Below are 23,764 nucleotides of genomic sequence, written 5' to 3'. Positions count from 1 at the left end.
CAGATATTTCACCGACCCGTCCGTCGCGGACCGGGTGCGACACAAGGCGGATGACGAATGGCACGCATCGAAGGCACGCTGGACACGGGCAGTCTGACCGGCAACCCCTTTTCCGGCACTGAAACCGGGCCGGGCGGCAACGACATGCTGTTTTCCAGCGCCGGGCCCGCGGGTCTGCTGTCGCCGCCGCCGGACCTGACGGGCGTTGCGCTTGCCGAACCGCGCCGCGCGGTTTCGGGCGAACCGGCCCGGGTTCCCACGGAAGGCACGCAGGCCACGGTGCCGGGCGGCCTGACGGCGGCCACACCCGTGTCAGGCGGCGCAATCGCGGCAGGCATGGTGGCGGGCACCGAGGGCGCCGACACCATGACCGGGGGCACCGGCAACGACACGCTGTCGGGTATGGGCGGCAACGACAGGCTGGTCGGCGCGGCGGGCAACGACCTGCTGGAAGGCGATCTTGGCGACGACACCCTGCTGGGCGGCGCCGGGGCCGACACGCTGGATGGCGGCGACGGCGTCGATCTGGCGGACTATACCGGCTCGACCGCGGCCGTGGTGGTCGATCTGGGGCTTGGCATCGCCAGCGGCGGCGATGCGGCGGGCGACGTGCTGATCGGGATCGAGAACCTGACCGGCACCGCCCTGGCCGACGAGCTGACCGGCGACGAGAATGCCAACCTGCTGAACGGAGCGGCGGGCAACGACACGCTGACCGGCGAAGGCGGCATCGACACGCTGGTCGGCGGCGCGGGCAGCGATGTGCTCGACGGCGGCAGCGGCACCGACATGGCGGACTATTCGGGCTCGGCGCTGGCGGTGACCGTCAGCCTTGCCACCGGCACCGGCACGGCCGGCGATGCGGCGGGCGACGTGCTGATCCTGATCGAGAACCTGCGCGGCTCGACCAAGGCCGACCGGCTGACCGGCGACGATTTCGACAACGTGCTGATCGGCGGTGCGGGGGCCGACACGCTGACCGGCAACGGGGGCAACGACACGGCGGATTACAGCGACTCGGTGCTGGGCGTCGCGGTCAGCCTGGCCACCGGCACCGGCGGCGATGCGCAGGGCGACGTGCTGTCGGGGATCGAGCATCTGACCGGCTCGGCCCTGGCCGACACGCTGACCGGCAGCACGGGCGACAACCGCCTGATCGGCGGCGACGGCGACGACCTGCTGACGGGGGGGGCCGGGCGCGACACGCTGACCGGCGGCGCGGGCATCGACACCGCGAGCTATGCCGCCTCGGCCGTCGGGGTCCGGGTCAGCCTGGTGTCGGCCTTCGGGTTCGACGGCGATGCCGAGGGCGACATCCTGACCGGGATCGAGAACCTGATCGGCAGCGCGCTGGCCGACACCCTGACCGGCGACGGTGCCAACAACCTGCTGACCGGCGGGGCGGGCAACGACACGCTGTCGGGCCTGACCGGATCGGACATGCTGGTGGGCGGGCTGGGCGACGACACCTATGTGGTGGACATCGAAACCGACGTGGTGACCGAAGCCGCGGCCCAGGGCACCGATCTGGTCAACAGCTCGGTGGACTGGACGCTGGGCGACAACCTGGAAAACCTGACCCTAACCGGCGAATGGAACCGCAGCGGCACTGGCAACGCGTCGGACAACGTCATCACCGGCAACAGCGGCAGCGGGTCGTTCATCGCCAACCGCGGCCACAACCTGCTGGCGGGCCTCGCGGGCAACGACACGCTGGATGGCGGCACCGGCACCGACAGCATGGTGGGCGGCATCGGGTCCGACACCTATATCGTCGATTCCGCGCTGGATGTGGTGGTCGAGGCCAGCGGCGAGGGGCTGGATACCGTGATGGCCGCGGTGACCAGGACGCTGGGCACCTATTTCGAGAATCTGGCGCTGCTCGGCGCGGCGGCGATAGACGGCACCGGCAACGTCTTCACCAACCTGCTGACCGGCAACGAGGCGGCCAACCTGCTGTCGGGGCTGGCGGGCAACGACACCCTGCTGGGCGGCGCGGGCAACGACACGCTGGACGGCGGCAGCGGCGCCGATGCGATGACCGGCGGTGCAGGCAACGATCTCTACATCGTCGACGATCTCGGGGATACCGCGACCGAACTTGCCGACGGCGGGACCGACAGCGTGCACAGCGCGTGCAGCTTCACGCTGGGCAGCAACCTGGAGAACCTGACGCTGACCGGGGCGGCGGCGATCAACGGCACCGGCAATACTCTGGCCAACCTGCTGACCGGCAACGCGGCGGCGAACCTGCTGGCGGGCAGCAGCGGCAACGACACCCTGCTGGGCGGCGGCGGTGCCGACACGCTGGACGGCGGCAGCGGCAGCGACAGCATGGCGGGCGGGGCGGGCGGCGACCTCTACATCGTCGACGTGGCGACCGACGTGGTCACCGAAGCCGCCGCCGAAGGAACCGACACGGTGCGCGCCTCGGTCAGCTTCACGCTGTCGGCCAATGTCGAGCGGCTGGAACTCGCGGGCTCGTCGGGGATCACCGGCACCGGCAACGACCTCGCCAACGCGCTGGTCGGCAACAGCGGCAGCAACCGGCTGAGCGGCCTCGCGGGGAACGACACGCTGACGGGCGGCGCGGGCAACGACACGCTGGACGGCGGGCTGGGGGCGGACCGCTTCGTCTTCGCGGGCTCGCGGGACGGCACCGATACCATCAGCGATTTCAACGACGTGGGCGGCGCGGCCGAACAGGGCGACCGTCTGGTGTTCGCCACTGCGGCGGTCGGCACGTTCACCTACCTTGGCACGGCGGCCTTCAGCGGCGGGTCCGACAACAGCGAGGCGCGGGTGTCGGGGAGCCAGGTGCTGGTGGACATCGACGGCGACGGCGCGGCGGATGTCACGCTGATCCTGACGGGTCTGGTGGATGCGGCGCAACTGGGGGCCGGCGACTTCCTGTTCGGCTGAGCGCGACCCTGCCGCCACCGCCGCGACGCGATGCCCGCTCCGGGTGTGCCCGAAACGCCGTTTCGGGTGCTTGCGGCCATCGCCCGGGCCGGGCGCGAGGTGCGGCCCTGGAATCCGGTCGGGTCGGCCCTACCGCGTCCGGGTGTCGACGGGATAGGCGGTGGTGCCCTTGATGCGTTCCATCGCGAAATGCGAGGTGACGTTCCGGATGGCGATGGCATCGGTCAGGTGGCGGTAGAACTCGTCGAAGGCATCCATGTCGCGCACCGCGATCCGCAGCAGATAGTCCATCCCGCCCGCCAGCCGGTGCACGTCGAGCACTTCCGGCAGGGCATTGACGATGCCCGCAAAGGTGGTGCGCCATTCGGCCGAATGATCGGGCGCCTCGATGCCGACATAGACCGTCAGGCCAAGCCCGATGCGCGCCGGATCGACCAGCGCGACGCGGCCCGTGATCACGCCACGGGCTTCGAGTTTCTGGATGCGGTTCCAGCACGGCGTCTGCGACAGCCCGACCTTGTCGGCGATCCGCGCCACCGGCAGCGTGGCATCGCGCATCAGTTCTGCGATGATCTTGCGGTCGATCAGGTCGAGATCCTGCATCGCGGCATCCTCCGTCTTGCCCGAGCAGCATGGCACAAAAATACCAAAAGTCGATAAGACTGATCGTTTATATCGTCGCGCCCCCGGCGACACGGCGATTCGCGGCATTTCCGGCAATCTCGACATTGATTCCCGGCGTTCTGCGGTTTACCAGTGCGCAATGATCACGCAGAAAATGAAATACGCGCTGAAGGCTCTGCTGACGCTTGCCGATGAAGCGGCCAAGGCGCAGCCCGAGGCCCTGACGATCGAACAGATCGCCAAACGCTCGGGCGCGCCGAAGCGGTTTCTGGAGCATATTCTGCTGGAGATCCGCAATGCGGGCATCATCGCCTCGACGCGCGGGCGGTCTGGCGGCTACCAACTGATCAAGCCGCCCGAGCAGGTGTCGGTTTCGGAACTGCTGCGGATGATCGACGGGCCGATCGCCCCCCTGCCCTGCCTGTCGCGCCGTGCCTACCAGCGCTGCGACGACTGCACCGACGAGGACAGCTGCCGCATCCGCAAGGTCTTTGCCGAGGTATTCTGGTCCTACCTTCTGCTGATCGACTCGCTGACGCTGGCCGACCTGTTGCGGTCCGGGCCGGTGGCGGATCAGGTGCTGTCGGCGCCGGTGCAGGGCTAACCATTTTATTAACATAAGAAATACACCAACCCTCGCCGGGAAATCCGCGGCGGGGCAGCAGAAAAACATTCTCTATTCACGAGCAAGTTTGACGTGTTTATTCTCTTGTAATACTCGACTTCCGCTGTCGTTATTGACGCATCGGATGGCCACCACGGCCGGTCCGGCGCGACAGGAGGAGACCCGACCATGATCACGGCCAGCGCCTTCGGAATGCAATCATCCGGCTGGATCGGCCCGATGTGCCGCGCAGGGCGGATGGGGTGCCCGATGGGCCGGGCCGGTGCGGTGCCACGGGTCGGCCGAGGCAACGCCGGGCTGCGCGTCATGCAGCCTGCCACCGGCGTGGCGCGGCCATGACGCCGCAGCCCCACCCCCTGCCGCACCCCGTTCCGGGCGGCGCACCCGCCCATTCGCTTCGTGCTTCCGGTGTTGGACACCGGGCCGGACACCACCTTTCCAGGGAGAATGCCATGTTCGCTACCATCACAGTCGCAGGCCGGGTCACGGCGCAAGGTCTGCATCTGCGCGACCTGCCCGACGGGCGCATCGTGATCCCGACCGGCGCGCAGGACGTTGTGGGCTACCCGGTGGCCGGGGCGGCCAGGGGCTGGCGTGCGGCGGTGACGGCGGTTGCGCTGGGGCTGCTGGGCATTGGCGCGCCGCAGGGCGTGCAGGCGCAGACCCTGCTGAATGTCAGCTACGACCCGACGCGCGAACTCTACCGCGAATTCAACGAGGCTTTCACGAAGCACTGGACGGGCCTCGGCAATGCCGCCCCCGCCATCCAGGTGTCGCACGGCGGCTCTGGCTCGCAGGCCCGGGCGGTGATCGACGGGCTGGATGCCCATGTGGTGACGCTGGCGCTGGCCTCGGACATCAACGCGATCGCGGAAAAGTCGGGCAAGATCCCGGCCGACTGGCAGGGGCGCCTGCCGCACAACTCCTCTCCCTACACCTCGACCATCGTGTTCCTGGTGCGCGAGGGCAACCCCAAGGGGCTGACCGACTGGGACGACCTGGTGGCCGACGGGATCGAGGTGATCACGCCGAACCCGAAAACCTCCGGAGGGGCGCGCTGGAACTACCTCGCGGCCTGGGCCTGGGCCGAACGGAACGGCCAGAACCCGCAGGAATTCGTCGGCAAGCTGTTCAGGAACGTGCCGGTGCTGGATTCGGGGGCGCGCGGCTCGACCACCACCTTCGCGCAGCGCGGCATCGGCGACGTGCTGCTGGCCTGGGAAAACGAGGCGTATCTCGCGCTGAAGGAACTGGGCGATGACCAGTTCGACATCGTGGTGCCGACGGTTTCGGTGCTGGCCGAACCCCCGGTGGCGCTGGTGGACGGCAACCTGAAGACCGATGACGACCGGGCGCTGGCGACGGCCTACCTTGAATACCTGTATTCCCCCGAAGGTCAGGCCATCGCCTACAAGCACTTCTACCGCGCCTGGGATGCCTCGGCGGCAGACCCGGCCGATGTGGCGCGCTTCCCGTCGCTGGATCTGGTCACGATCGACAGTTTCGGCGGCTGGGGCAAGGTGCAGCCCGAACACTTCGGTGACGGCGGCATCTTCGACCAGATCTACGTTTCGAAATGATGCGGTCGCTCGTCAACCGCTCCCCCATGCCGGGTCTCGGGCTCAGCATGGGGGTCACCATGACCATGCTGAGCCTGATCGTGCTTGCTCCGATCGGCGCCCTTCTGATGAAGGGCGCCGTCTTCGGCCCTGCCGAGGTCTGGCGCGTGATCAGCACCGAGCGCGTCGGGGCGGCGCTGTTCCTGTCGTTCAGGGTGTCGCTGCTGGCGGCGCTGTTCAACCTGGTGTTCGGGGTGCTGCTGGCCTGGGTGATGGTGCGCTACCGCTTTCCCGGGCGCCGGATTCTGGATGCGGCGGTGGACCTGCCCTTTGCGCTGCCCACTGCGGTGGCGGGCATCGCGCTGACGGCGCTTTACGCGCCGAACGGGGCGCTGGGTTCGATAGCCCGCGAGGCCGGGCTGAAGATCGCCTACACCGAATGGGGCATCCTGATCGCGCTGATCTTCGTCGGGTTGCCCTTCGTCACCCGCACCGTGCAGCCGGTGATCGAGGAGATCGAGCGCGAGGTCGAGGAAGTCTCGGCCACGCTGGGCGCCAGCCGCGCCTACACCCTGCGCCGCGTGGTGGCCCCGATGCTGGCCCCCGCCGCGCTGACCGGCTTTGCGCTGGCGCTGGCCCGGTCGGTCGGCGAATACGGTTCGGTGATCTTCATCGCGGGCAACATTCCGCTGGTCACCGAGATTGCGCCGCTGCTGATCGTGATCCGGCTGGAGGAGTTCGACTACAACGGCGCGGCCAGCATCGGCATCGCCATGCTGGGCATTTCCTTCACCATGCTGCTTGCCATCAATGCGGTCCAGATCTGGAGCCGCCGGAGAATCGGATATGTCTGACGCAACCCGGACCGCACCCCGGGCCTGGCGGCCGGTCACGCAGGAATCGGCGCTGGTCCGGGTGCTGCTGATCGCCTCCGTGGTTGCCGTGCTGGCGCTGCTGCTGTTCGCGCCACTGATCGCGGTGTTCGCAGAGGCGCTGAAGCGCGGCATCGTCGAGGCGGTGGCCTCGCTTGGCAATGCCGACGCGCGTTCCGCGATCTGGCTGACCCTGACGGTCACCGCCATCGCCCTGCCGCTGAACGCCCTGTTCGGCATCTGCGCCGCCTGGGCGATCACCAAGTTCGACTTCCGTGGCAAGGCGTTCCTGATCACCCTGATCGACCTGCCGTTCTCGGTCTCGCCGGTGGTGGCGGGGCTGTGTCTCGTGCTGCTGTTCGGGGCCAACAGCCTGATCGGCGGCGCGCTGGTGGCCAACGGCTTCCCGATCATCTTCGCCCTGCCCGGGATCGTCCTTGCCACGATGTTCGTGACGTTCCCCTTCGTGGCGCGCGAGCTGATCCCGGTGATGATCGAACAGGGCCGGGCCGAGGAAGAGGCGGCGCTGACCCTCGGGGCGGGCGGGTTGCGCATGTTCCTGACGGTCACGCTGCCCAACATCCGCTGGGCGCTGCTTTACGGCGTTCTCTTGTGCAACGCCCGCGCCATGGGCGAGTTCGGCGCTGTGGCGGTGGTGTCGGGCAAGATCCGCGGCCAGACCGCCACGATGCCGATCACCATCGAGATGCTCTACAACGAATACCTCTCTGTCGCGGCCTTCGCGATGGCCGCACTGCTGGCGCTGCTGGCGCTGGTGACCCTGCTGGCGAAATCCCTGCTCGAATGGCGCTATGCCGATCAGCTGGCGGCAAACCACCGCCGCTGACCTTTCTTCTTTTCTCAGATATCCCCGCCGGAGGCTCCGGCGCGCGCAAAGGAGACGCCACATGCAGATCGAGATCGACGAGATTTCCAAGGAATTCGGCAGCACCGCCGCGCTGCACCCGGTCAGCCTGTCGATCCCGTCGGGGGCGCTGGTGGCGCTGCTGGGGCCTTCGGGGTCGGGCAAGACCACCCTGCTGCGGATTCTCGGCGGGCTCGAATATCCCAGCGCCGGGCGCGTGCTGTTCGACGGGGCCGATGCCACCGGCATGACGGTGCAGGACCGCCGCGCGGGCTTCGTGTTCCAGTCCTACGCGTTGTTCCGCCACATGACGGTTTTCGAGAACATCGCCTACGGCCTGCGCGCCCGCCCGCGCCAGACCCGCCCGGCGGCGGCGGAGATCACCCGCCGCGTCACCCGCCTGCTTGACCTGATCCAGTTGCCGCAGATCGCCGCGCGCTACCCCAGCCAGCTGTCGGGCGGCCAGCGCCAGCGCGTGGCGCTGGCCCGGGCGCTGGCGATCGAGCCGCGGATGCTGCTGCTGGATGAACCCTTCGGCGCGCTGGATGCCCGGGTTCGCAAGGAACTGCGGCAGGGCCTGCGCGAGATCCACGACAGCACCGGGCTGACCACGGTGTTCGTCACCCATGACCAGGACGAGGCGATGGAGCTTGCCGACCGGGTAGTGGTGATGTCGATGGGCCGGATCGAACAGGTCGGCAAACCCGCCGACATCCGCGCCCGGCCCGCGACCGCCTTCGTGCGCCAGTTCATCTCGGCCTGATCGTCACGGCCCGGGCGTCACGGCTCATGGCCGCGTCCGGCCGGGGTGGCGCAGGGCGGCCAGATACCGCTCTTGCGCAGGCTGGCGGGCCCGCAGGGCAGCGATGGCCGCCTGCGGGTCGGTCTGGCAAAACCGCACGGCATCCCGGCTGCGCAACTGGGCAAAGCCGTCGATGTCGCCCGAGACCAGCGTGGCGATCCTGGGGTAGCCGCCGGTGGTCTGATGGTCGGCCAGCAGCACCGTCGCCACGCCGTCGCCCGCCACCTGCACCGAGCCGCGCAGGATCGCCTCGGACGGCATGTCGAGCGCCGCCCCGGGGTGCAGCTTCGGGCCGGACAGGCGCACCCCCATCCGGTCGGACGCGTCGGTCAGGGTGAAGCGGGACGAGAGGAAGGTTTCCATCACCCCGGCCGGAAAGAATCGGTCCTGCGGCCCCGGCACGACGCCGACGCTGTGGCGCGGCCGGGCCCAGACCGGGCAGGGTATCGGGCCGCAGCGCGCCTCGCGCCGTTCGGCCCCGTCGATCTCGACCGTGCCGCCCGCCCGCAGCAGTCCGCCGCCAAGGCCCGACAAGGCGTGGGTCGCCGCACTTCCCAGCCACGCCCCCGCGCGCAGCGTTCCGGCAAGGGCGAGATAGGTCCAGCTGCCCCAGGGGCCGGGCGCGACGCTCAGCCGGGTGCCCGCGTGCAGGGTGGCGACGCTCCACGACCCCAGCCGGTCTGCCCCGAGCCCCAGCCGGAAACCGCCGCCCGCCAGCGCGAAGGTGACGCAGCCCTCGGTGCATTCCAGCGTCAGCCCGCCCAGCGAGATCTCGATGGCCGGCGCGGTGTCGGGATTGCCGACCGCGGCGTTGGCGATGCGGAACGACATGCGGTCCATCGGCCCCGAGGCGGGCACACCGAAGCGCATCATCCCCGGTCGCCCGCCGTCCTGCACCGAGACCAGCGGCCCCGCCTTCAGGATCGCAAGGCGCACCACCGCTCAGCCCCGCCGCGCGGCGTCGAACGCCGCCCGGCCGATCCGGCGGAAACGGACCCGGTCGCCGACATCGAACAGGAAAGGCCGCGCCGGGTCGTCGCGCAGCACCTGCGTCGGCGAGGCGGCGATGATCCACCAGCCCGTCGGCATCGTCAGGGTGGTGACCAGACATTGCGCAGCGGCAATGATCACGCTGCCCGCCGCCACGCCGCGCCGCGCCACCGGCTTGCGCGGCAGCCGCAGCGCCGCAGGCACTCCGGCAAGATAGGCGTAGCCCGGCGCGAAGCCATACATGAACACCTGGTAGTCGCCCGCCAGATGGGCCGCGATGGCGGCTTCGACCGACAGGCCCGCGGCCTGCGCGACCGCTGCCAGATCGGGGCCGAGGTCTGCATCGTAGCACAGGTCAACCTCGCGGATGACGGGCGCGGGCCGGGCCGGAGGGGCGCAGGTCAGCATCGCCTGCAAGGCCTGCGTGACCCGGACCGGATCGGTGCGCAGCGGGTCGAAATCGACCAGCAGACTGGCATAGGCGGGCACCGATTCGACAAAGCCGTCGAACCCGGTCACCGCCAGCACGGCGTCGAGGTCCAGCACCTGCCGGTGCGCGGCATCGGATATGGTGTCGCCGAACTCGGCCAGCACCGCATGGTCCGCCACGGCCCGGAAACGGGGAAACGCCGCCTGCCCCATCAGCCTGCCGCCACGAAGGGCGCCACGGCGATGCCCGCCCCGGCCAGGGCGGCCCGCAGCTGCCGCGCAAGGGCTACGGCACCGGGGCCGTCGCCATGCAGGCAGACCGAATGGGCGGCCAGCGGAATGGCGGGCCCCGCCAGCACCGGCATCAGGCCGCTGTCGAGAAAGCCCAGCAGCCGGTCAACCGCCGCCTCGCCGCCGATCACCGCGCCGGGCACGCCGCGCGGCACGAGGCGACCATCGGGCAGATAGGCCCGGTCGGCAAAGATCTCGGAATAGACCGCCAGACCGCAGGCACCGGCCGCCGCCTCCTGCGCGGTGCCCGAGATGGCCAGCACCGCCAGATCGCGCGACACCGCCGCCACCGCCCGGGCGATGGCATCGGCAACCATGCGGTCATCGGCGGCCAGATTGGCCAGCGCCCCGTGCGCCTTGACATAGGCCACCCGCACCCCGGCCAGCGCCGCCGCCCCCATCAGGGCGCCGATCTGGGTCGCGACCATGCGCTCGATCCCGGTGGCGGTCATCGGGATCACCCGGCGGCCGAAGCCCGCCCGGTCGGCATAGCCCGGATGGGCGCCGACGCTGACCCCGCGCTCGCGGGCCAGCGCCAGGGTTTCGACCATGGTGTCGGGATCGCCCGCATGGCCGCCGCACGCGACGCTGGCACTGGTCACGATGCCCAGCAGGGCGGCATCATCCCCCATGCGCCACGGGCCGAAGCCTTCGCCAAGATCGGCATTGAGGTCGATCTGCCGCCGGGGGGTCATGCGACCTGCCCCGACGCCCGGCCCCGGCGCACCGCCGGATGCCACTGGTGCGGCGCGGCGCGGTCGCGGGACTGGCAAGGCAGGCTCTGCATCCGCCGATAACACCACAGCGGCCGACCGGCTGCAAGCAGGCGCGCACAGGGCGGATTCAAATTGCAAGTGCAACGGCTTCATTGAAGGCGGCCATTTCTTCGGCCATGGCTTCGGCGGGTGTTTTCCAACCGAGGGTTTTTCTGGGGCGGTTGTTCATCAGGGCTGCGACGTCGTTGAGCCAGGTTTGGCTGGCATCGCTGAGATCGGTGCCTTTGGGCATGAACTGGCGCAAGAGGCCGTTGGTGTTCTCGTTGCTGCCGCGCTGCCAGGGGGCATGCGGATCGCAGAACCAGATATCGATCTTCAGTCGGCGGGCAAGTTCCGGGTGGCAGGCCATTTCCGACCCACGATCATAAGTCATGCTTTTGCGAAGCGCTGCTGGCAGCCGCTTCATCTGCCGGGTGAAGCTGTCGAGAACCGCCTCGGCCCCATTTCCATTCATTTTGCATAGAACGACGAAGCGGGTCTTGCGCTCAACCAAAGTGCCCACCGAGGAACGATTGAAGGCGCCCTTGATCAAGTCACCTTCCCAGTGGCCGGGTACCAGCCGCGCCTCGATTTCCTCAGGTCGGTTGATAATCCGCAATGTTTCCGGGACCATGGCGCTTCCCGCCAGCGTCGTGCGCCGCCGCCCGCGCACAGGTTTTGCCTGGCGCAGCGCCTCGATCATTGCCGCCTTCAGGCCGCCACGCGGCTGGGCATAGATCGCGGCGTAGATGGTCTCGTGGCTGACGCGGGCAGCAGGGTCATCGGGATGCATGAGCCGCAGTCTGTGCGCAATCTGCTCGGGAGACCAGCGCCGATGAACAAGATGGCTGTGCACGAAGCGATGGGTCGCGTCGCCTTCGATCAGCTTGCGAGCGCGCCGACATCGCGTCCGGCGAACGTCGTAAACCAGCCGCGCCAATTGAGGGCAATAGGTGCCATCGTCCTGACGACCCCGCACCAGTTCCCGGCAAATCGTGCTCGCCGACCGGTCAAGAAGCATCCCGATCGCCTGCTGGCTGCTGCCCCGGTTATGTTCGGCGAGTATCACGCCACGTTCCTCGCTGCTGAGGTGCTTGCTTCGTCTGTCCATCGCAACATCCTATGCCCAAAAGGGCGGCGGTGTTGCACTTGCAACTTGAGCCTAAGCAGTGCCACGCCCCGGCACCACATGGGCTGGATGCCCGACCATCGCCGGTCGAGCGCGGGATCTTTCGTAGAAAGATCGCGGACGGTTTGCGCGGTGGCGAACGAACTTTCTACGAAAGTTCACCTTTCACAATGGTTTGCCATCACGTTTCACCTCCGCGCGCCTGCATGTGAATTTCTTTAACATCCCTCTTGACGAAAGGACGCGGCGACCCGATCTTGGAAATGTGAAACACGTTCACATCATCCTGCAACCCGGAGACCGCCGCAATGCCCACACTCTCCTCCCCCGCCGCGACCGGCGGTATCGTCGCTTGGCTTCGCCGGGCGGAAGCCTGGCTCGATGACCGTGGCAGGGGCGCCTGGATCGCCGCCATGGTTCTGGGCTTCATCGCCTTCTGGCCGCTGGGCCTTGCCCTTCTTGCCTACATGATCTGGAGCAAACGCATGTTCAACCGTTCGTCCTGTGCCAACCGCCGCCAACATGGCACGTTCCGCCATGGCATGACCTCCAGCGGAAACGCCGCCTTCGATGCCTACAAGGCCGACACCTTGCGCCGTCTTGAAGAAGAACAGACCGCGTTCGAATCCTTCCTGCAGCGCCTGCGCGATGCCAAGGACAAGTCGGAATTCGACAGCTTCATGGAAGACCGTGCCCGGGCCGCTGCCCCGGCGTCGGGCTCTGCGCCGACCCCCGCGCCGATCACGGACGCGCCGCGCGCCGGGAACTACTGACCCTGTCCAGGGCGGCCCCCGATTGCGGGGGCCGCTGCCTTGCCTGACCCGGGCCCCCGATTGCGGGGGCCGCTCCTTTCCTGACCCGTGCCCCCGATTGCGGGGGCCGCTCCTTTCCTGACCGGAGGCCTTGATGGTGTCGCCATCCACCCACCTGCCCGACCCCGACCTGCAAGCCGACTTCTACGCCGACGTGGCGCTGAAGCGCGGCATCGCCTGGGTGATCGACTGCGTGCTGATCGTGCTGCTGACCGTGCTGGTGTTGCCATTCACCGCGTTTGCCGGGCTGTTCTTCCTGCCGGTGCTGTACCTGTTCCTGTCCTTCGTCTATCGCTGCGTCAGCATCGCGCGGTCTTCGGCCACGCCGGGGATGCGGCTGATGGCGATCGAGTTCCGCGACAATCGCGGCGCGCGTTTCGACGTGCCGACCGCCATACTGCATACGCTGGGCTATACCGTGTCGGTGTCGATGGTGCTGCCGCAACTGGTCTCGGTGGTGCTGATGCTGACCGGGGCGCGGGCGCAGGGGCTGACAGATCTTGTGCTGGGGACGGTGGCGATCAATCGGGCGGCGCGTGTCTGACGCAGAAAGATCGCGTCAAGGTTGCGTCAACCCGGCGCAAGACAGTTCTTGGCGGATGCCGCGCGGCTTGATACTCTGCCGTTCTGTCCGATCCCGATCCCCTTTCCCGCCCGACTGGTCATGCGCCACACCCTTCCCATTGCGCCGCAATTCTATGTGACTGCCCCGCAGACCTGCCCCTACCTGGAGGGGCGGCTGGAACGAAAGCTGTTTACCGCGCTGCAGGGCGAACATGCGCAGAAGCTGAACGACACGCTGTCCAAGCAGGGCTTCCGACGGTCGCAGAACGTGCTTTACCGCCCGTCCTGCGCCGAATGTTCGGCCTGCCTTTCGGCGCGCATCCGGGTGGCGGATTTCGAGACGACGCGCACGCAGAAGCGGGTGCTGCGGCGCAATGCCCATCTGCGGCGCAACGCGACCAGCCCCTGGGCGACCGAGGACCAGTATGCGCTGTTCCGCCGCTATCTGGATGACCGCCACGCCGACGGCGGCATGGCCGACATGGACATCTTCGAATTCGCCGCGATGATCGAGGAAACCCCGATCCGCAGCCGGGTGATCGAATACACCCGCCCCGCGGCGCCCGGCGAACGCGGGCGGCCGCTGTCGGCGGTCTGCCTGACCGACGTGTTCGACGACGGGCTGAGCATGGTCTATTCGTTCTACGACCCCGACCTTGCGGCGCAGAGCCTTGGCACCTACCTGATCCTCGACCACATCGAGATCGCGCGCGAGGCCGGTCTGCCCTACGTCTATCTGGGCTACTGGGTGCCCGGCAGCCGCAAGATGGGCTACAAGTCCGGTTTCTCGGCGCTGGAGATCTACAAGGGCGGGCGCTGGCAGGACATTGGCGATTCCACCGATCACCGGGCCGAACTGCACCCCCTTTCGGTCGATCCGATTGCCGAACAGGTCGCCAGGATCAACCTGCCCGAAGCGCGGCCCCCCCGCATCGAGTGACCTGCCCCGACTGACCCGACCCGCGGGCCGCGACGGTGGGGTTTTTGCCACACCCCGGATGGTTTGCGTCATTCGGCAGGAAGTTCGGATCGCGCCACCCTTGCATAACCGGCGCCGCACCCGACCTTTCATGACACATCCGGCAACGGCCTGCTGCGCCCTTGCCCCGAAAATCCGGAGTGCGTCTTGACCTATCTGCTGTTCACCCTCGGGCTTGCAGCCCTTTTCTTCGGCGGCGAATTTCTGGTGCGGGGGGCGTCGCGGCTGGCGCTGGCCTTCAACATCAGCCCGATGGTGATCGGGCTGACCATCGTCGGCTTCGGCACCTCGACGCCGGAACTGCTGGTTTCGCTGGGGGCGGCGCTGGACGGGGTGCCCGCGATCGCCATCGGAAACGTGCTGGGCTCGAACATCGCCAACATCCTGCTGATCCTCGGCGTGGCGGCGGTGATCGCGCCGATCCGCATGTCGGTGCGCGACTCCTGGCGCGACCTGGGGATCATGCTGGGCGCCACCGCGCTGGTCTGGGTGATGCTGCTGGGGGGCGTGGTGACCAGGCTGGAAGGCGGCGTGCTGCTGTTGGGGCTGCTGGCCTTCCTTTGGCTGTCGTTCAAGCTTGGCAAGGTCGATGCCGAGGTCGATGCCCTGCCCCCCGCGCCGATCTGGAAATCGGCGCTGATGACCTTGGGCGGGCTGGGCGTGCTGATGCTGGGGGCGGACCTTCTGGTGACCAATGCCACGATCATCGCGCGGACCTACGGCATATCCGAGGCGGTGATCGGGCTGACCATCGTCGCGGTCGGCACCAGCCTGCCGGAGCTTGCAACCTCGGTGCTGGCAGCGCTGCGCAAGCAGATGGATATCGCGGTGGGCAACATCATCGGGTCCAACATCTTCAACCTGCTGGGGATTCTGGGCATCACCGCGCTGGTGACGCCGATCCCGGCCGAGGCGCGATTTGCTGCCGCGGACATGCCTTGGGTCGCTGCCACATCGGTCGGGCTGGTGGTGCTGGCGGCGGTGTTCGGCGGCCTGCCCCGGCTGGCGGGGGCGGCGCTGCTGGCGGGCTATGCGGGCTATGTCGCGCTGATGATGGTGTAGGGGGCGGCGCACCGCCCCCTTTTCTTCAGGCCGCCAGCCCTTCGGCGCGCATCGCCGCCTGCACCGAGGCGCGATCTGCCAGACGGGCGCGCCATGCAAGGATGTGCGGGAAGGGCGACAGATCGACCTTCAGCATCCCCGACCAGCCGGTGACCACGAAGCCGTAGGCATCCGCCACGCCGAAGGCATCCCCCGTCAGGTAGGGCCGCCCGTCCGACAGGGTCCGCTCCAGCCAGCCCAGCTTGGCCGCGATGGTGTCGAGTGCCGCGGCACGGCCTTCGTCGGTCAGGCCCGGGCGGAACAGCGGCGAGAAGGACTTGTGCAGTTCCGAGGAGATGTAGTTCAGCATTTCCTGCAGCCGGGCGCGCGCCATGCTGCCAGGCGGCGGCGAAAGCGCGGCCACGTCGCCATTGTCAGCGATGAATTGCAGGATGGCGGCCCCTTCGGTCAGCACCTCGCCGCCGTCGGTTTCCAGCGCGGGCACCGCACCCTTCGGGTTGATGGCGCGGAAGTCGGCGCCGGTTTCGGTTTCCTTGGTCTTGCCGTTCACCCTTTCGATGGTGAAGGGGCGGCCGACCTCGTGCAGGATGATGTGCGAGGCCAGCGAGCAGGCCCCCGGCGCGTAATAGAGTTTCATGACTGGTCCCGTGGTTCGGGCGCGGGTTTTCCGCGCCGCCCTGCCGACCAGAGCGTAAGGGGTTTTCCGCGCCCGTCCAGCGCCAAGCGCGGGCAAGGGCGACTCGGGCGCGCGCAGGGTCTGTGCGCCTATGCGGAATTTAGCAAAGTTGCGGCGCACATCGCGGGCGCGAAAGAAAACTGCGCATTTCAGCCCCGCTGCGACACTTTATGCGTGTTTTTCCCGTTGACGCCCCCCGCCCCCCGCCATAAGGTCGCGCCGATTGCAGCAGGAGCCGTGAAAAATGGGCCGCGTCATGAACCTCGCAGGAACCGTCGCAGGGGCATGGCGCATGGGCCGGTAACGGTTGACCAACCGGTTTCCCTGCGCCCCCGAAGCAACTCCGGGGGCTTTTTGTTGCGTGAAGGGCTGCGAGGGCGCAGCGGATGGAGAAAATGATGACCCAGTCGATGACCGGCGCAAGGATGGTGGTTCAGGCCCTGAAGGATCAGGGCGTGGAGGTGGTCTTCGGCTACCCCGGTGGTGCCGTGCTGCCGATCTATGACGAGATCTTCCAGCAGAACGACATCCGCCACATTCTGGTGCGCCACGAACAGGGCGCGGTTCATGCCGCCGAGGGCTATGCCCGCTCGACCGGCAAGGTCGGCGTCGTGCTGGTGACCTCGGGTCCGGGGGCGACCAACGCCGTGACCGGCCTGGTCGATGCGCTGATGGATTCGATTCCGCTGGTGGTGCTGACCGGCCAGGTGCCGACCTTCATGATCGGCACCGACGGCTTTCAGGAGGCCGATACCGTCGGCATCACCCGCCCCTGCACCAAGCACAACTGGCTGGTCAAGGACACGGCGAAGCTGTCGGAGGTGATTCATCAGGCGTTCCACGTCGCGATGCACGGCCGCCCCGGCCCGGTGCTGGTCGACATCCCCAAGGACGTGCAGTTCGCCACCGCCGACTACACCCCGATGCCGAAGGCCAAGGTCAGCCACTACCAGCCGCGAGTGAAGGGCGACATCGACGCGATCACCCGCATGGTCGAGATGATGGAAACCGCCGAGCGCCCGGTGTTCTACACCGGCGGCGGCGTCATCAACTCGGGCCCCGCCGCGGCGCAGCTGTTGCGCGAATTCGTCGAGGCGACCGGCTTTCCGATCACCTCGACCCTGATGGGGCTGGGCGCCTACCCGGCCTCGGGCAAGGCGTGGCTGGGGATGCTGGGGATGCACGGGCTTTACGAGGCCAACCTCGCCATGCACGGTTGCGACCTGATGATCAACGTCGGGGCGCGGTTTGACGACCGGATCACCGGGCGGATCAAGGATTTCAGCCCCGGCTCGCGCAAGGTCCACATCGACATCGACGCCTCGTCGCTGAACAAGGTGATCCGGGTCGATGTGCCGATCCTCGGCGACGTGGGCCATGTGCTGGAGGATGCGCTGCGCCTGTGGAAGGCGCGCGGCCGCAAGGTGAACAAGGCGGCGCTGGCGAAGTGGTGGGCGCAGATCGACGCCTGGCGGGCGGTGAACTGCCTCGACTTCCAGAACTCCGACAAGGTGATCAAGCCGCAGCACGCGCTGCAGCGGCTGGAGGCGCTGACCAAGGGGATGGACCGCTACATCACCACCGAGGTCGGCCAGCACCAGATGTGGGCGGCGCAGTTCCTGAACTTCGAGGCGCCGAACCGCTGGATGACCTCCGGCGGGCTCGGCACCATGGGCTACGGCCTGCCCGCCTCGATCGGGGTGCAGATTGCGCATCCGGACGCGCTGGTGATCAACGTCGCGGGCGAGGCGTCGTGGCTGATGAACATGCAGGAAATGGGCACCGCGATGCAGTTCCGCGCCCCGGTCAAGCAGTTCATCCTGAACAACGAACGCCTCGGCATGGTGCGCCAGTGGCAGCAATTGCTGCATGGCGAGCGCTATTCGCAAAGCTGGTCGGAAAGCCTGCCCGATTTCGTGAAACTGGCGGAAGCCTTCGGCTGCAAGGGCCTGCGCGTGTCGGACCCCGCCGATCTCGACGAGGCGATCAGGGAGATGATCGCCTATGACGGGCCGGTGATCTTCGACTGCCTGGTGGAAAAGCACGAGAACTGCTTTCCGATGATCCCCTCGGGCAAGCCGCACAACGAGATGCTGCTGGGCGATGCCGACACGGCGGGGGCGATCGGGGCGCGCGGGGCGGTGCTGGTCTGAGGGTTGGTCTTGCCGCAGGCGCCGGGGGTTTCACACCCCCGGACCCGGGTCTTGCTGCCAACGCCGGGGGTTTCACACCCCCAAGTCCGGCCCGGCCACGGGCCGGGCGTTCTTCGCGGAAATCGTCCACCGGACGATTTCTGATCGCTGCGCCCCCCCGTGGGATACTTGTGAACAGAAGATGAAAAGAAGAAAGGGGCAGGCCGATGTCGCCGCTCAATATAAAGAAAGGGTCGACCAGCCATTCGGCCTATGACCTGCGTGACCCGAATGCCGAGGTGATCGAGACCCACACGCTGGCGGTGCTGGTGGACAACGAAAGCGGAGTGCTGGCGCGGGTGATCGGGCTGTTTTCCGGCCGGGGCTACAACATCGACAGCCTGACGGTGGCCGAGGTCGACCATCTGGGCCACCGCTCGCGCATCACCGTGGTGACGACGGGCACGCCGCAGGTGATCGAGCAGATCAAGGCGCAGCTGGCGCGGATGGTGCCGGTGCATGAAGTGCATGACCTGACGGTGGAAGGGCCGGCCGTGCTGCGCGAACTGGCGCTGCTGAAGGTGGCGGGCAAGGGCGAGGCGCGGATCGAGGCGCTGCGGCTTTGCGAGATCTTCCGCGCCAAGGTGGTGGATTCGACGCTGGAATCCTTCGTGTTCGAGATGACCGGCACGCCGGAAAAGATCGACGCCTTTGCCGAGCTGATGCGGCCGCTGGGCCTGCGCGAAATGGCGCGGACCGGGGTGGCGGCGCTGTCACGCGGGGTCTGACGGTCAGCGCCCCTCGAACCGCGGGGGGCGCTTTTCGAAGAAGGCGGTGATGCCTTCGCTGAAGTCGCGGCTTGCGCCGCAGGTGCCTTGCAGGCGGGCCTCCAGCGCAAGCTGGGTGGGCAGGTCGTTGGCAAGGCCCTGGCGCAGCGCCTGTTTCAGGGCGTGGTAGGCCACGGTCGGCCCCTGCGCCAGATGCGCGGCGCGGACCTGCCAGTGGGCGGGGAAAGCCGCGTCGGGGACGGCCTCGTAGATCATGCCCCAGTCGGCGGCCTGCGTGGCACTTATCTTGTCGGCAAAGAGCGCGGCGCCCATCGCGCGGGGCATCCCGATCTGGCGCGGCAGCCACCAGGTGCCGCCAGCATCGGGGATCAGGCCGATCCGGGTGAAGGCCTGGATGAAGCTGGCCGACTGCGCCGCGATCACCACATCGGCCGCCAGCGCGATGCTGGCCCCTGCCCCGGCCGCCGTGCCGTTGACGGCGGCGATGGTCGGGATCGGGCAGTCGTAAAGGGCATGGAGCAGCGGTTCGTATTCGTCGCGCAGCGTCGCCTCGAAATCGAGGCTGGCCAGCGCCGCCGGGTCACCGAGATCCTGCCCCGAGCAGAAGGCGCGGCCCATGCCGGTCAGCACCAGCACGCGGGCCGATTGCGCGGCCCGGCCGATTGCTTCGCGAAGCTCAAGGCGCATCGTCGAGGACAGCGCGTTCATCACCTCGGGCCGGTTCAGGGTGATGACGGCGATGCCGCCGGTTTCGGCGTGGGTTATGGTCTGATAGGTCATGGCTGCCCCTGCGGATTTGCCCCAGCATAGCCGGGGCAGCGCGCCGCGAAAGCGGAACGGCGCGTCACTCTTTCATGATTTCCGCGAGGCGGGCCTGTTCGGCGGCGGTCAGGGCCGGGGCAGCGGCCTCGCCCGCCTTGCCGCGCCGCCGCAGGTAAAGGGCGGCGATGCCCAGGCCCCCCAGCAGCATCGCGGGCCCCGCGACCCACAGCAGCAGGTTGCTGCCGGTGGTCGTCGGGTTCAGCAGCACGTATTCGCCGTAGCGCGCAACGATGAAGTCCATCGCCTCGGCATCGCTGTCGCCCGAGACCAGCCGCTCGCGCACCAGCAGACGCAGGTCGCGGGCCAGTTCGGCGTTGCTGTCGTCGATGTTCTCGTTGCGGCACACGAGGCAGCGCAGCCCCTGCGACAGGCTGCGGGCGCGGGCCTCCAGCGCGGGGTCGGCCAGAATTTCGTCGGGCTGCACCGCAAGCGCGGGGCTGGCCGACAGCATCAGGGCCAGAATCAGCGCGGGAAGTCTGCGCATCGCCCTACTCCGCCGCGACGGCACTGGCGGCCGGTTTGCGCGCACCCGCCGCGATGCGGTAGCGCCGGTCCGTCAGGCTGAGAAGGCCGCCAAGCGACATGATCAGCGCCCCGGCCCACAGCCAGTTGGCGAAGGGCTTGATGTAGCTGCGCACCGCCCAGCCGCCATTGTCCTGCGGATCGCCGATCACCAGATAGATGTCGCGCAGGAAGCCATAGTCGATCGCGGCCTCGGTGGTGGGCATGCCCTGCACCGGATAGACGCGCTTTTCGGGATGCAGCGTTGCCACGTCGCGGCCATTGCGCGTCACCTGCATCGTGGCGGTGGTCGAGACGAAGTTCGGCCCCTCGATCTGGTTCACCTCGGCCAGCGTGATGTCGTAGCCCTGCATCGCATAGGTTTCGCCAACCTGCACCACGCGGATATCCTCGGACGCCCAGGCGTTCATTGCGGCCACGGCAAAGATGGTGATGCCCATGCCGGAATGCGCGGTGGCCTTGCCCCAGTCGGCCCGCGGCAGACGGGTCAGGCGCGCCAGACGGCCCGCGAAGGCCCCGCGCCCGGTGCGCAGCCAGAGGTCGGTCATGGCCCCCAGCACCACCCAGACGCCCAGGATCACCCCCACAGGCCCCAGCGCCGAACGCCCGGTCTGCATCGCCCAGACCAGCGCCCCCAGCGCCAGCGACAGCACCAGCACAGGCCAGAGCGGCTGCATCCCGCGCCAGAGGCTTGCGCGCTTCCACGGCAGCAACGCGCCCAGCGGCATCAGCATCGCCAGCGCCACCATGAAGGGCGAGAAGGCCGCATCGAAGAACGGCGCGCCGACCGACAGCTTGCGGTCCCACAGCAGTTCCGCGATCAGCGGCCAGATCGTGCCGATGAACACCACGAAGCACGACACAGCCAGCAGCAGGTTGTTGGCCACCAGCGCCGATTCGCGGCTGACCATCGAAAACACGCCCTTCGCCTCCATCGCCCCCGCCCTTGCAGCGAACAGTGTCAGCGCGCCGCCCATGAACACCGCGAGGATCAGCAGGATGAACACGCCGCGTTCCGGGTCGTTGGCAAAGGCATGGACCGATGTGATCACGCCCGAGCGGACGATGAAGGTGCCGATCAGCGAAAAGCCGAAGGCGAGGATCGCCAGCAGGATCGTCCAGCTTTTCATCGATTCGCGCTTTTCCACCACGATGGCGGAATGCAGCAGGGCGGCGGCGATCAGCCAGGGCATGAAGGACGCGTTCTCGACCGGATCCCAGAACCAGAAGCCGCCCCAGCCAAGCTCGTAATAGGCCCACCATGACCCCATCGCGATGCCGATGGTCAGAAAGATCCAGGCGGCCAGCGTCCAGGGCCGCACCCAGCGGCCCCAGGCGGCATCGACCCGGCCCTCGATCAGCGCCGCAACGGCGAAGCTGAACGACATGCTGAGGCCGACGTAGCCGAGGTAGAGGAACGGCGGGTGGAAGGCGAGCCCGGGGTCCTGCAGCAGCGGGTTCAGGTCATTGCCGTCGAACGGCGGCTGGGCGATGCGCAGGAACGGGTTCGAGGTGAACAGCGTGAAGGCGATGAACGCCACCCCGATCATGCCCTGCACCGCCAGCACGCGCGCACGCAGCGTCGGCGGCAGGTTGTTGCCGAACCAGGCGGCACAGGCCCCGAAAAGTGCCAGGATCAGCACCCAGAGCAGCAGCGAGCCCTCATGGTTGCCCCAGACGCCCGACACCTTGTAGAGCATGGGCTTCAGCGTGTGCGAATTCAGCACCACCAGCTGCACCGAAAAGTCCGATGTGACAAAGGCATAGGTCAGTGCGGCGAAGGAAAAGCACACCAGCAGGAACTGCGTCGTCGCGGCCGGTTCGGCCACCGCGATCCAGCCCGCCCACCGCTTCTGCGCCCCGATCAGTGGCACGGTGGCCTGCACCAGAGCCACGGCAAAGGCCAGCACCAGCGCGAAATGTCCAAGCTCGACGATCATGGGGGCATCCTGCAAACTTCACGTTGCGGTCACCTTAAGCGCAAAGCCCGCCGCGGCCAATGGTATTGCGTGCCGTGGTCGCGCGGCCGTGAACAGGTGGCACGGCAGAGCAGGCGGTTGCGGTCAGGCACGAAGCCCTGCACAACTGCGACCTCGGGCAGGCGCGATGCGGCGATGCCCGTCCGCACCCGATCTGCACCCGAGGAGACCCCGTATGCCCAAGACCATCCTGATCGGTGCGCCGATCGATTCCGGCCAGCGCCGCCCGGGCTGCCTGATGGGCCCCGCGGCCTTTCGGGTGGCGGGCATCGCGCAGGCGATCCGCGATCTGGGGCATCCGGTCGAAGACTGGGGCGACGTGGTGCCGGGCGCCCTGCCCGAGGTCGCCTGCGCCAACCCGGCGGTGCACGCGCTGGCCGAAACCGTGGCCTGGACGGTGGCCCTGGCCGACCGGACCGATGACGCGCTGTCGGCGGGGGGCTTTCCGGTGATCCTCGGCGGCGACCATTCGCTGGCGTTGGGCTCGGTGGCGGGGGCTGCCGCGCAGGCGGCGCGCGTGGATCGGCCGCTTTTCCTGCTGTGGCTTGACGCGCATTCCGATTTCCACACGCCCGAGACCACCGCCAGCGGCAACCTGCACGGCACCCCGGTCGCCTATATCGCGGGCCGGTCGGGGTTCGACGCCTTCCCGCCCTTCCCGCGCCCGGTTCCGGCGCAGCACATCTGCCTGTTCGGCATCCGCTCGGTCGATGCGGCCGAACATGCCGCGCTGCTGCGCCATGACATTGCGATCAACGACATGCGCGTGCTGGACGAACACGGCATCGTGGCCCCGCTGCGCGCGTTCCTCGACCGGGTGCGGGCCGCGGAAGGGATGCTGCACGTTTCGCTGGATGTCGATTTCCTCGACCCGTCGATTGCCCCGGCGGTCGGCACCACCGTGCCGGGCGGCACCACCTTCCGCGAGGCGCATCTGGTGATGGAACTGCTGCAGGAAAGCGGTCTGGTGACCTCGCTCGACCTGGTGGAGCTTAATCCCTTTCTCGACGACCGCGGGCGGACGGCGCGGCTGATGGTCGATCTGGTGGCATCGCTGATGGGCCGCAAGGTGTTCGACCGGCCGACGCGGGGATTTGTCTAGCTGTTATATCAGACTGTTGGGCGACGGTGTTCATGCAGTGGATGAAGTATCGCCACCTGCGGGCGCGACCGCGGCAAGGCCGGGGGTTTCACCCCCGGACCCCCAGGATATTTGGGCCAAGATGAAATCAGTGGACGCGGAACTCGCCCACCACGTTGCGCCATTCGCCCGGGGCGATCAGCTTGCGGTGGGTGAAGCGCACCGAATGCAGCGGCCCCTCGATCTGGCCCTGCCAGAACTCGATGAACCTGAACAGTTCGGGGTAGTCGGGGGCAAGATCGTAGTCCTGCCAGATGAAGCTGTTGAGAACATTGCGGTAATCCGGCATCCGGTAGAAGAATTCGGCCGTGGTCAACCCGTAGCCCTTGAGCATCTTTTCGGTTTCGCTTCCCCGCATATGTCCGCCTCCTGAATGCTGATTCCCCCATGCTGCCACATCCGGTTTTATTTTCAATAAAAACAA

The 23,764-nt window shown here is 67.9% G+C and carries 24 protein-coding genes; 14 read left to right on the top strand and 10 right to left on the bottom strand.

Translation table 11 applies throughout. From position 1 onward, the window contains the following. Positions 1-57 precede the first annotated feature (57 nt). A complete protein-coding gene (locus RNZ50_10475) occupies positions 58-2,922 on the top strand; it encodes a calcium-binding protein (GenBank protein MDT8855429.1) in 2,865 nt (954 codons plus the stop codon). Positions 2,923-3,051: 129 nt separating this feature from the next. Here RNZ50_10475 and RNZ50_10470 read toward each other — a convergent pair whose 3' ends face one another. Further along, entirely contained in the window at positions 3,052-3,525 is a 474-nt protein-coding gene (locus tag RNZ50_10470) for an Lrp/AsnC family transcriptional regulator (GenBank protein MDT8855428.1), read from the bottom strand. A gap of 160 nt (positions 3,526-3,685) precedes the next feature. Here RNZ50_10470 and RNZ50_10465 point away from each other — a divergent pair, with 160 nt between their 5' ends. The 6 genes from RNZ50_10465 (at position 3,686) to cysA (ending at position 8,230) form a co-directional block, all read left to right on the top strand. Beyond that, complete coding sequence (locus RNZ50_10465) at positions 3,686-4,150, top strand: Rrf2 family transcriptional regulator (GenBank protein ID MDT8855427.1); 465 nt, start codon at positions 3,686-3,688, stop codon at positions 4,148-4,150. A 189-nt stretch (positions 4,151-4,339) separates the two neighbouring features. Next, a complete protein-coding gene (locus tag RNZ50_10460) occupies positions 4,340-4,510 on the top strand; it encodes a hypothetical protein (protein ID MDT8855426.1) in 171 nt (56 codons plus the stop codon). A 113-nt stretch (positions 4,511-4,623) separates the two neighbouring features. Beyond that, a complete protein-coding gene (locus tag RNZ50_10455; protein ID MDT8855425.1) occupies positions 4,624-5,751 on the top strand; it encodes a sulfate ABC transporter substrate-binding protein in 1,128 nt (375 codons plus the stop codon). Further along, complete coding sequence (cysT, locus tag RNZ50_10450) at positions 5,751-6,584, top strand: sulfate ABC transporter permease subunit CysT (protein MDT8855424.1); 834 nt, start codon at positions 5,751-5,753, stop codon at positions 6,582-6,584. Before RNZ50_10455 ends, cysT begins: the two co-directional genes overlap by 1 nt. After that, a complete protein-coding gene (gene cysW, locus RNZ50_10445; protein ID MDT8855423.1) occupies positions 6,577-7,449 on the top strand; it encodes a sulfate ABC transporter permease subunit CysW in 873 nt (290 codons plus the stop codon). Before cysT ends, cysW begins: the two co-directional genes overlap by 8 nt. A gap of 61 nt (positions 7,450-7,510) precedes the next feature. Next, positions 7,511-8,230 (top strand): sulfate ABC transporter ATP-binding protein, encoded by a 720-nt coding sequence (cysA, locus tag RNZ50_10440; protein MDT8855422.1) that lies wholly within the window; start codon positions 7,511-7,513, stop codon positions 8,228-8,230. A gap of 24 nt (positions 8,231-8,254) precedes the next feature. On the opposite strand, the gene RNZ50_10435 is transcribed toward cysA, so the two are convergent. The 4 genes from RNZ50_10435 to RNZ50_10420 form a co-directional block, all read right to left on the bottom strand. Next, on the bottom strand, positions 8,255-9,205 hold the full coding sequence (locus RNZ50_10435; protein MDT8855421.1) for a biotin-dependent carboxyltransferase family protein: 951 nt from the start codon (positions 9,203-9,205) through the stop codon (positions 8,255-8,257). A 6-nt stretch (positions 9,206-9,211) separates the two neighbouring features. Next, positions 9,212-9,901, bottom strand: coding sequence for an allophanate hydrolase subunit 1 (locus RNZ50_10430; GenBank protein ID MDT8855420.1), 690 nt, complete (start codon positions 9,899-9,901; stop codon positions 9,212-9,214). Further along, complete coding sequence (locus RNZ50_10425) at positions 9,901-10,674, bottom strand: 5-oxoprolinase subunit PxpA (GenBank protein MDT8855419.1); 774 nt, start codon at positions 10,672-10,674, stop codon at positions 9,901-9,903. The genes RNZ50_10430 and RNZ50_10425 overlap by 1 nt, the downstream gene beginning before the upstream one ends. A gap of 148 nt (positions 10,675-10,822) precedes the next feature. Further along, the gene (locus RNZ50_10420; protein ID MDT8855418.1) at positions 10,823-11,845 is read right to left on the bottom strand and encodes an IS30 family transposase; all 1,023 of its coding nucleotides are present in this window, start codon (positions 11,843-11,845) and stop codon (positions 10,823-10,825) included. 326 nt (positions 11,846-12,171) lie between these two features. On the opposite strand from RNZ50_10420, the gene RNZ50_10415 reads away from it, so the two are divergent. The 4 genes from RNZ50_10415 to RNZ50_10400 all read left to right on the top strand — a co-directional run bounded on the left by RNZ50_10415 (position 12,172) and on the right by RNZ50_10400 (position 15,280). Further along, on the top strand, positions 12,172-12,636 hold the full coding sequence (locus tag RNZ50_10415; GenBank protein MDT8855417.1) for a DUF2852 domain-containing protein: 465 nt from the start codon (positions 12,172-12,174) through the stop codon (positions 12,634-12,636). Positions 12,637-12,769: 133 nt separating this feature from the next. Then, complete coding sequence (locus RNZ50_10410) at positions 12,770-13,219, top strand: RDD family protein (GenBank protein ID MDT8855416.1); 450 nt, start codon at positions 12,770-12,772, stop codon at positions 13,217-13,219. Between the two features lie 120 nt (positions 13,220-13,339). Beyond that, the gene (locus RNZ50_10405) at positions 13,340-14,179 is read left to right on the top strand and encodes an arginyltransferase (GenBank protein MDT8855415.1); all 840 of its coding nucleotides are present in this window, start codon (positions 13,340-13,342) and stop codon (positions 14,177-14,179) included. A gap of 186 nt (positions 14,180-14,365) precedes the next feature. Next, positions 14,366-15,280: a calcium/sodium antiporter gene (locus tag RNZ50_10400; protein ID MDT8855414.1), complete on the top strand. Its 915-nt coding sequence runs from the start codon at positions 14,366-14,368 to the stop codon at positions 15,278-15,280. 25 nt (positions 15,281-15,305) lie between these two features. Here RNZ50_10400 and gstA read toward each other — a convergent pair whose 3' ends face one another. Continuing rightward, a complete protein-coding gene (gstA, locus tag RNZ50_10395; GenBank protein ID MDT8855413.1) occupies positions 15,306-15,917 on the bottom strand; it encodes a glutathione transferase GstA in 612 nt (203 codons plus the stop codon). Positions 15,918-16,354: 437 nt separating this feature from the next. Between gstA and RNZ50_10390 the strand changes: the two genes are divergently transcribed. Both RNZ50_10390 and ilvN read left to right on the top strand, forming a co-directional pair. Then, positions 16,355-18,109, top strand: coding sequence for an acetolactate synthase 3 large subunit (locus RNZ50_10390; GenBank protein ID MDT8855412.1), 1,755 nt, complete (start codon positions 16,355-16,357; stop codon positions 18,107-18,109). A 206-nt stretch (positions 18,110-18,315) separates the two neighbouring features. After that, positions 18,316-18,876 (top strand): acetolactate synthase small subunit, encoded by a 561-nt coding sequence (gene ilvN, locus RNZ50_10385; GenBank protein ID MDT8855411.1) that lies wholly within the window; start codon positions 18,316-18,318, stop codon positions 18,874-18,876. A 3-nt stretch (positions 18,877-18,879) separates the two neighbouring features. Here ilvN and RNZ50_10380 read toward each other — a convergent pair whose 3' ends face one another. The 3 genes from RNZ50_10380 to RNZ50_10370 form a co-directional block, all read right to left on the bottom strand. Then, complete coding sequence (locus tag RNZ50_10380) at positions 18,880-19,656, bottom strand: enoyl-CoA hydratase-related protein (protein ID MDT8855410.1); 777 nt, start codon at positions 19,654-19,656, stop codon at positions 18,880-18,882. A 64-nt stretch (positions 19,657-19,720) separates the two neighbouring features. Then, positions 19,721-20,182, bottom strand: a complete 462-nt coding sequence (locus RNZ50_10375) for a cytochrome c-type biogenesis protein (GenBank protein MDT8855409.1) — start codon at positions 20,180-20,182, stop codon at positions 19,721-19,723. Positions 20,183-20,186: 4 nt separating this feature from the next. Further along, positions 20,187-22,160, bottom strand: coding sequence for a heme lyase CcmF/NrfE family subunit (locus tag RNZ50_10370; GenBank protein MDT8855408.1), 1,974 nt, complete (start codon positions 22,158-22,160; stop codon positions 20,187-20,189). 214 nt (positions 22,161-22,374) lie between these two features. Here RNZ50_10370 and rocF point away from each other — a divergent pair, with 214 nt between their 5' ends. After that, a complete protein-coding gene (gene rocF, locus RNZ50_10365) occupies positions 22,375-23,301 on the top strand; it encodes an arginase (protein MDT8855407.1) in 927 nt (308 codons plus the stop codon). A gap of 127 nt (positions 23,302-23,428) precedes the next feature. Here rocF and RNZ50_10360 read toward each other — a convergent pair whose 3' ends face one another. Further along, positions 23,429-23,698 carry an usg protein gene (locus RNZ50_10360; GenBank protein ID MDT8855406.1) on the bottom strand — a complete coding sequence of 90 codons (270 nt, stop codon included), beginning with the start codon at positions 23,696-23,698 and terminating at the stop codon, positions 23,429-23,431. Between the last annotated feature and the right edge of the window lie 66 nt (positions 23,699-23,764).

The sequence above is a fragment of the Paracoccaceae bacterium Fryx2 genome, assembly GCA_032334235.1.
Classification (GTDB): Bacteria; Pseudomonadota; Alphaproteobacteria; order Rhodobacterales; family Rhodobacteraceae; genus JAVSGI01.
Note: the sequence above shows the minus strand (reverse complement) of the source record. Positions and strands in the feature narration are given on the sequence as shown.

Coding starts and splice junctions, on each gene's coding strand:
- RNZ50_10375 (MDT8855409.1), bottom strand. CDS start 20,182: ATGCGCAGACTTCCCGCGCTGATTCTGGCCCTGATGCTGTCGGCCAGC.
- cysW (MDT8855423.1), top strand. CDS start 6,577: ATGTCTGACGCAACCCGGACCGCACCCCGGGCCTGGCGGCCGGTCACG.
- ilvN (MDT8855411.1), top strand. CDS start 18,316: ATGTCGCCGCTCAATATAAAGAAAGGGTCGACCAGCCATTCGGCCTAT.
- RNZ50_10425 (MDT8855419.1), bottom strand. CDS start 10,674: ATGACCCCCCGGCGGCAGATCGACCTCAATGCCGATCTTGGCGAAGGC.
- cysA (MDT8855422.1), top strand. CDS start 7,511: ATGCAGATCGAGATCGACGAGATTTCCAAGGAATTCGGCAGCACCGCC.
- RNZ50_10470 (MDT8855428.1), bottom strand. CDS start 3,525: ATGCAGGATCTCGACCTGATCGACCGCAAGATCATCGCAGAACTGATG.
- rocF (MDT8855407.1), top strand. CDS start 22,375: ATGCCCAAGACCATCCTGATCGGTGCGCCGATCGATTCCGGCCAGCGC.
- RNZ50_10390 (MDT8855412.1), top strand. CDS start 16,355: ATGACCCAGTCGATGACCGGCGCAAGGATGGTGGTTCAGGCCCTGAAG.
- RNZ50_10455 (MDT8855425.1), top strand. CDS start 4,624: ATGTTCGCTACCATCACAGTCGCAGGCCGGGTCACGGCGCAAGGTCTG.
- RNZ50_10465 (MDT8855427.1), top strand. CDS start 3,686: ATGATCACGCAGAAAATGAAATACGCGCTGAAGGCTCTGCTGACGCTT.
- RNZ50_10380 (MDT8855410.1), bottom strand. CDS start 19,656: ATGACCTATCAGACCATAACCCACGCCGAAACCGGCGGCATCGCCGTC.
- RNZ50_10410 (MDT8855416.1), top strand. CDS start 12,770: ATGGTGTCGCCATCCACCCACCTGCCCGACCCCGACCTGCAAGCCGAC.
- RNZ50_10405 (MDT8855415.1), top strand. CDS start 13,340: ATGCGCCACACCCTTCCCATTGCGCCGCAATTCTATGTGACTGCCCCG.
- RNZ50_10370 (MDT8855408.1), bottom strand. CDS start 22,160: ATGATCGTCGAGCTTGGACATTTCGCGCTGGTGCTGGCCTTTGCCGTG.
- RNZ50_10430 (MDT8855420.1), bottom strand. CDS start 9,901: ATGGGGCAGGCGGCGTTTCCCCGTTTCCGGGCCGTGGCGGACCATGCG.
- RNZ50_10420 (MDT8855418.1), bottom strand. CDS start 11,845: ATGGACAGACGAAGCAAGCACCTCAGCAGCGAGGAACGTGGCGTGATA.
- RNZ50_10460 (MDT8855426.1), top strand. CDS start 4,340: ATGATCACGGCCAGCGCCTTCGGAATGCAATCATCCGGCTGGATCGGC.
- RNZ50_10475 (MDT8855429.1), top strand. CDS start 58: ATGGCACGCATCGAAGGCACGCTGGACACGGGCAGTCTGACCGGCAAC.
- RNZ50_10360 (MDT8855406.1), bottom strand. CDS start 23,698: ATGCGGGGAAGCGAAACCGAAAAGATGCTCAAGGGCTACGGGTTGACC.
- RNZ50_10415 (MDT8855417.1), top strand. CDS start 12,172: ATGCCCACACTCTCCTCCCCCGCCGCGACCGGCGGTATCGTCGCTTGG.
- gstA (MDT8855413.1), bottom strand. CDS start 15,917: ATGAAACTCTATTACGCGCCGGGGGCCTGCTCGCTGGCCTCGCACATC.
- cysT (MDT8855424.1), top strand. CDS start 5,751: ATGCGGTCGCTCGTCAACCGCTCCCCCATGCCGGGTCTCGGGCTCAGC.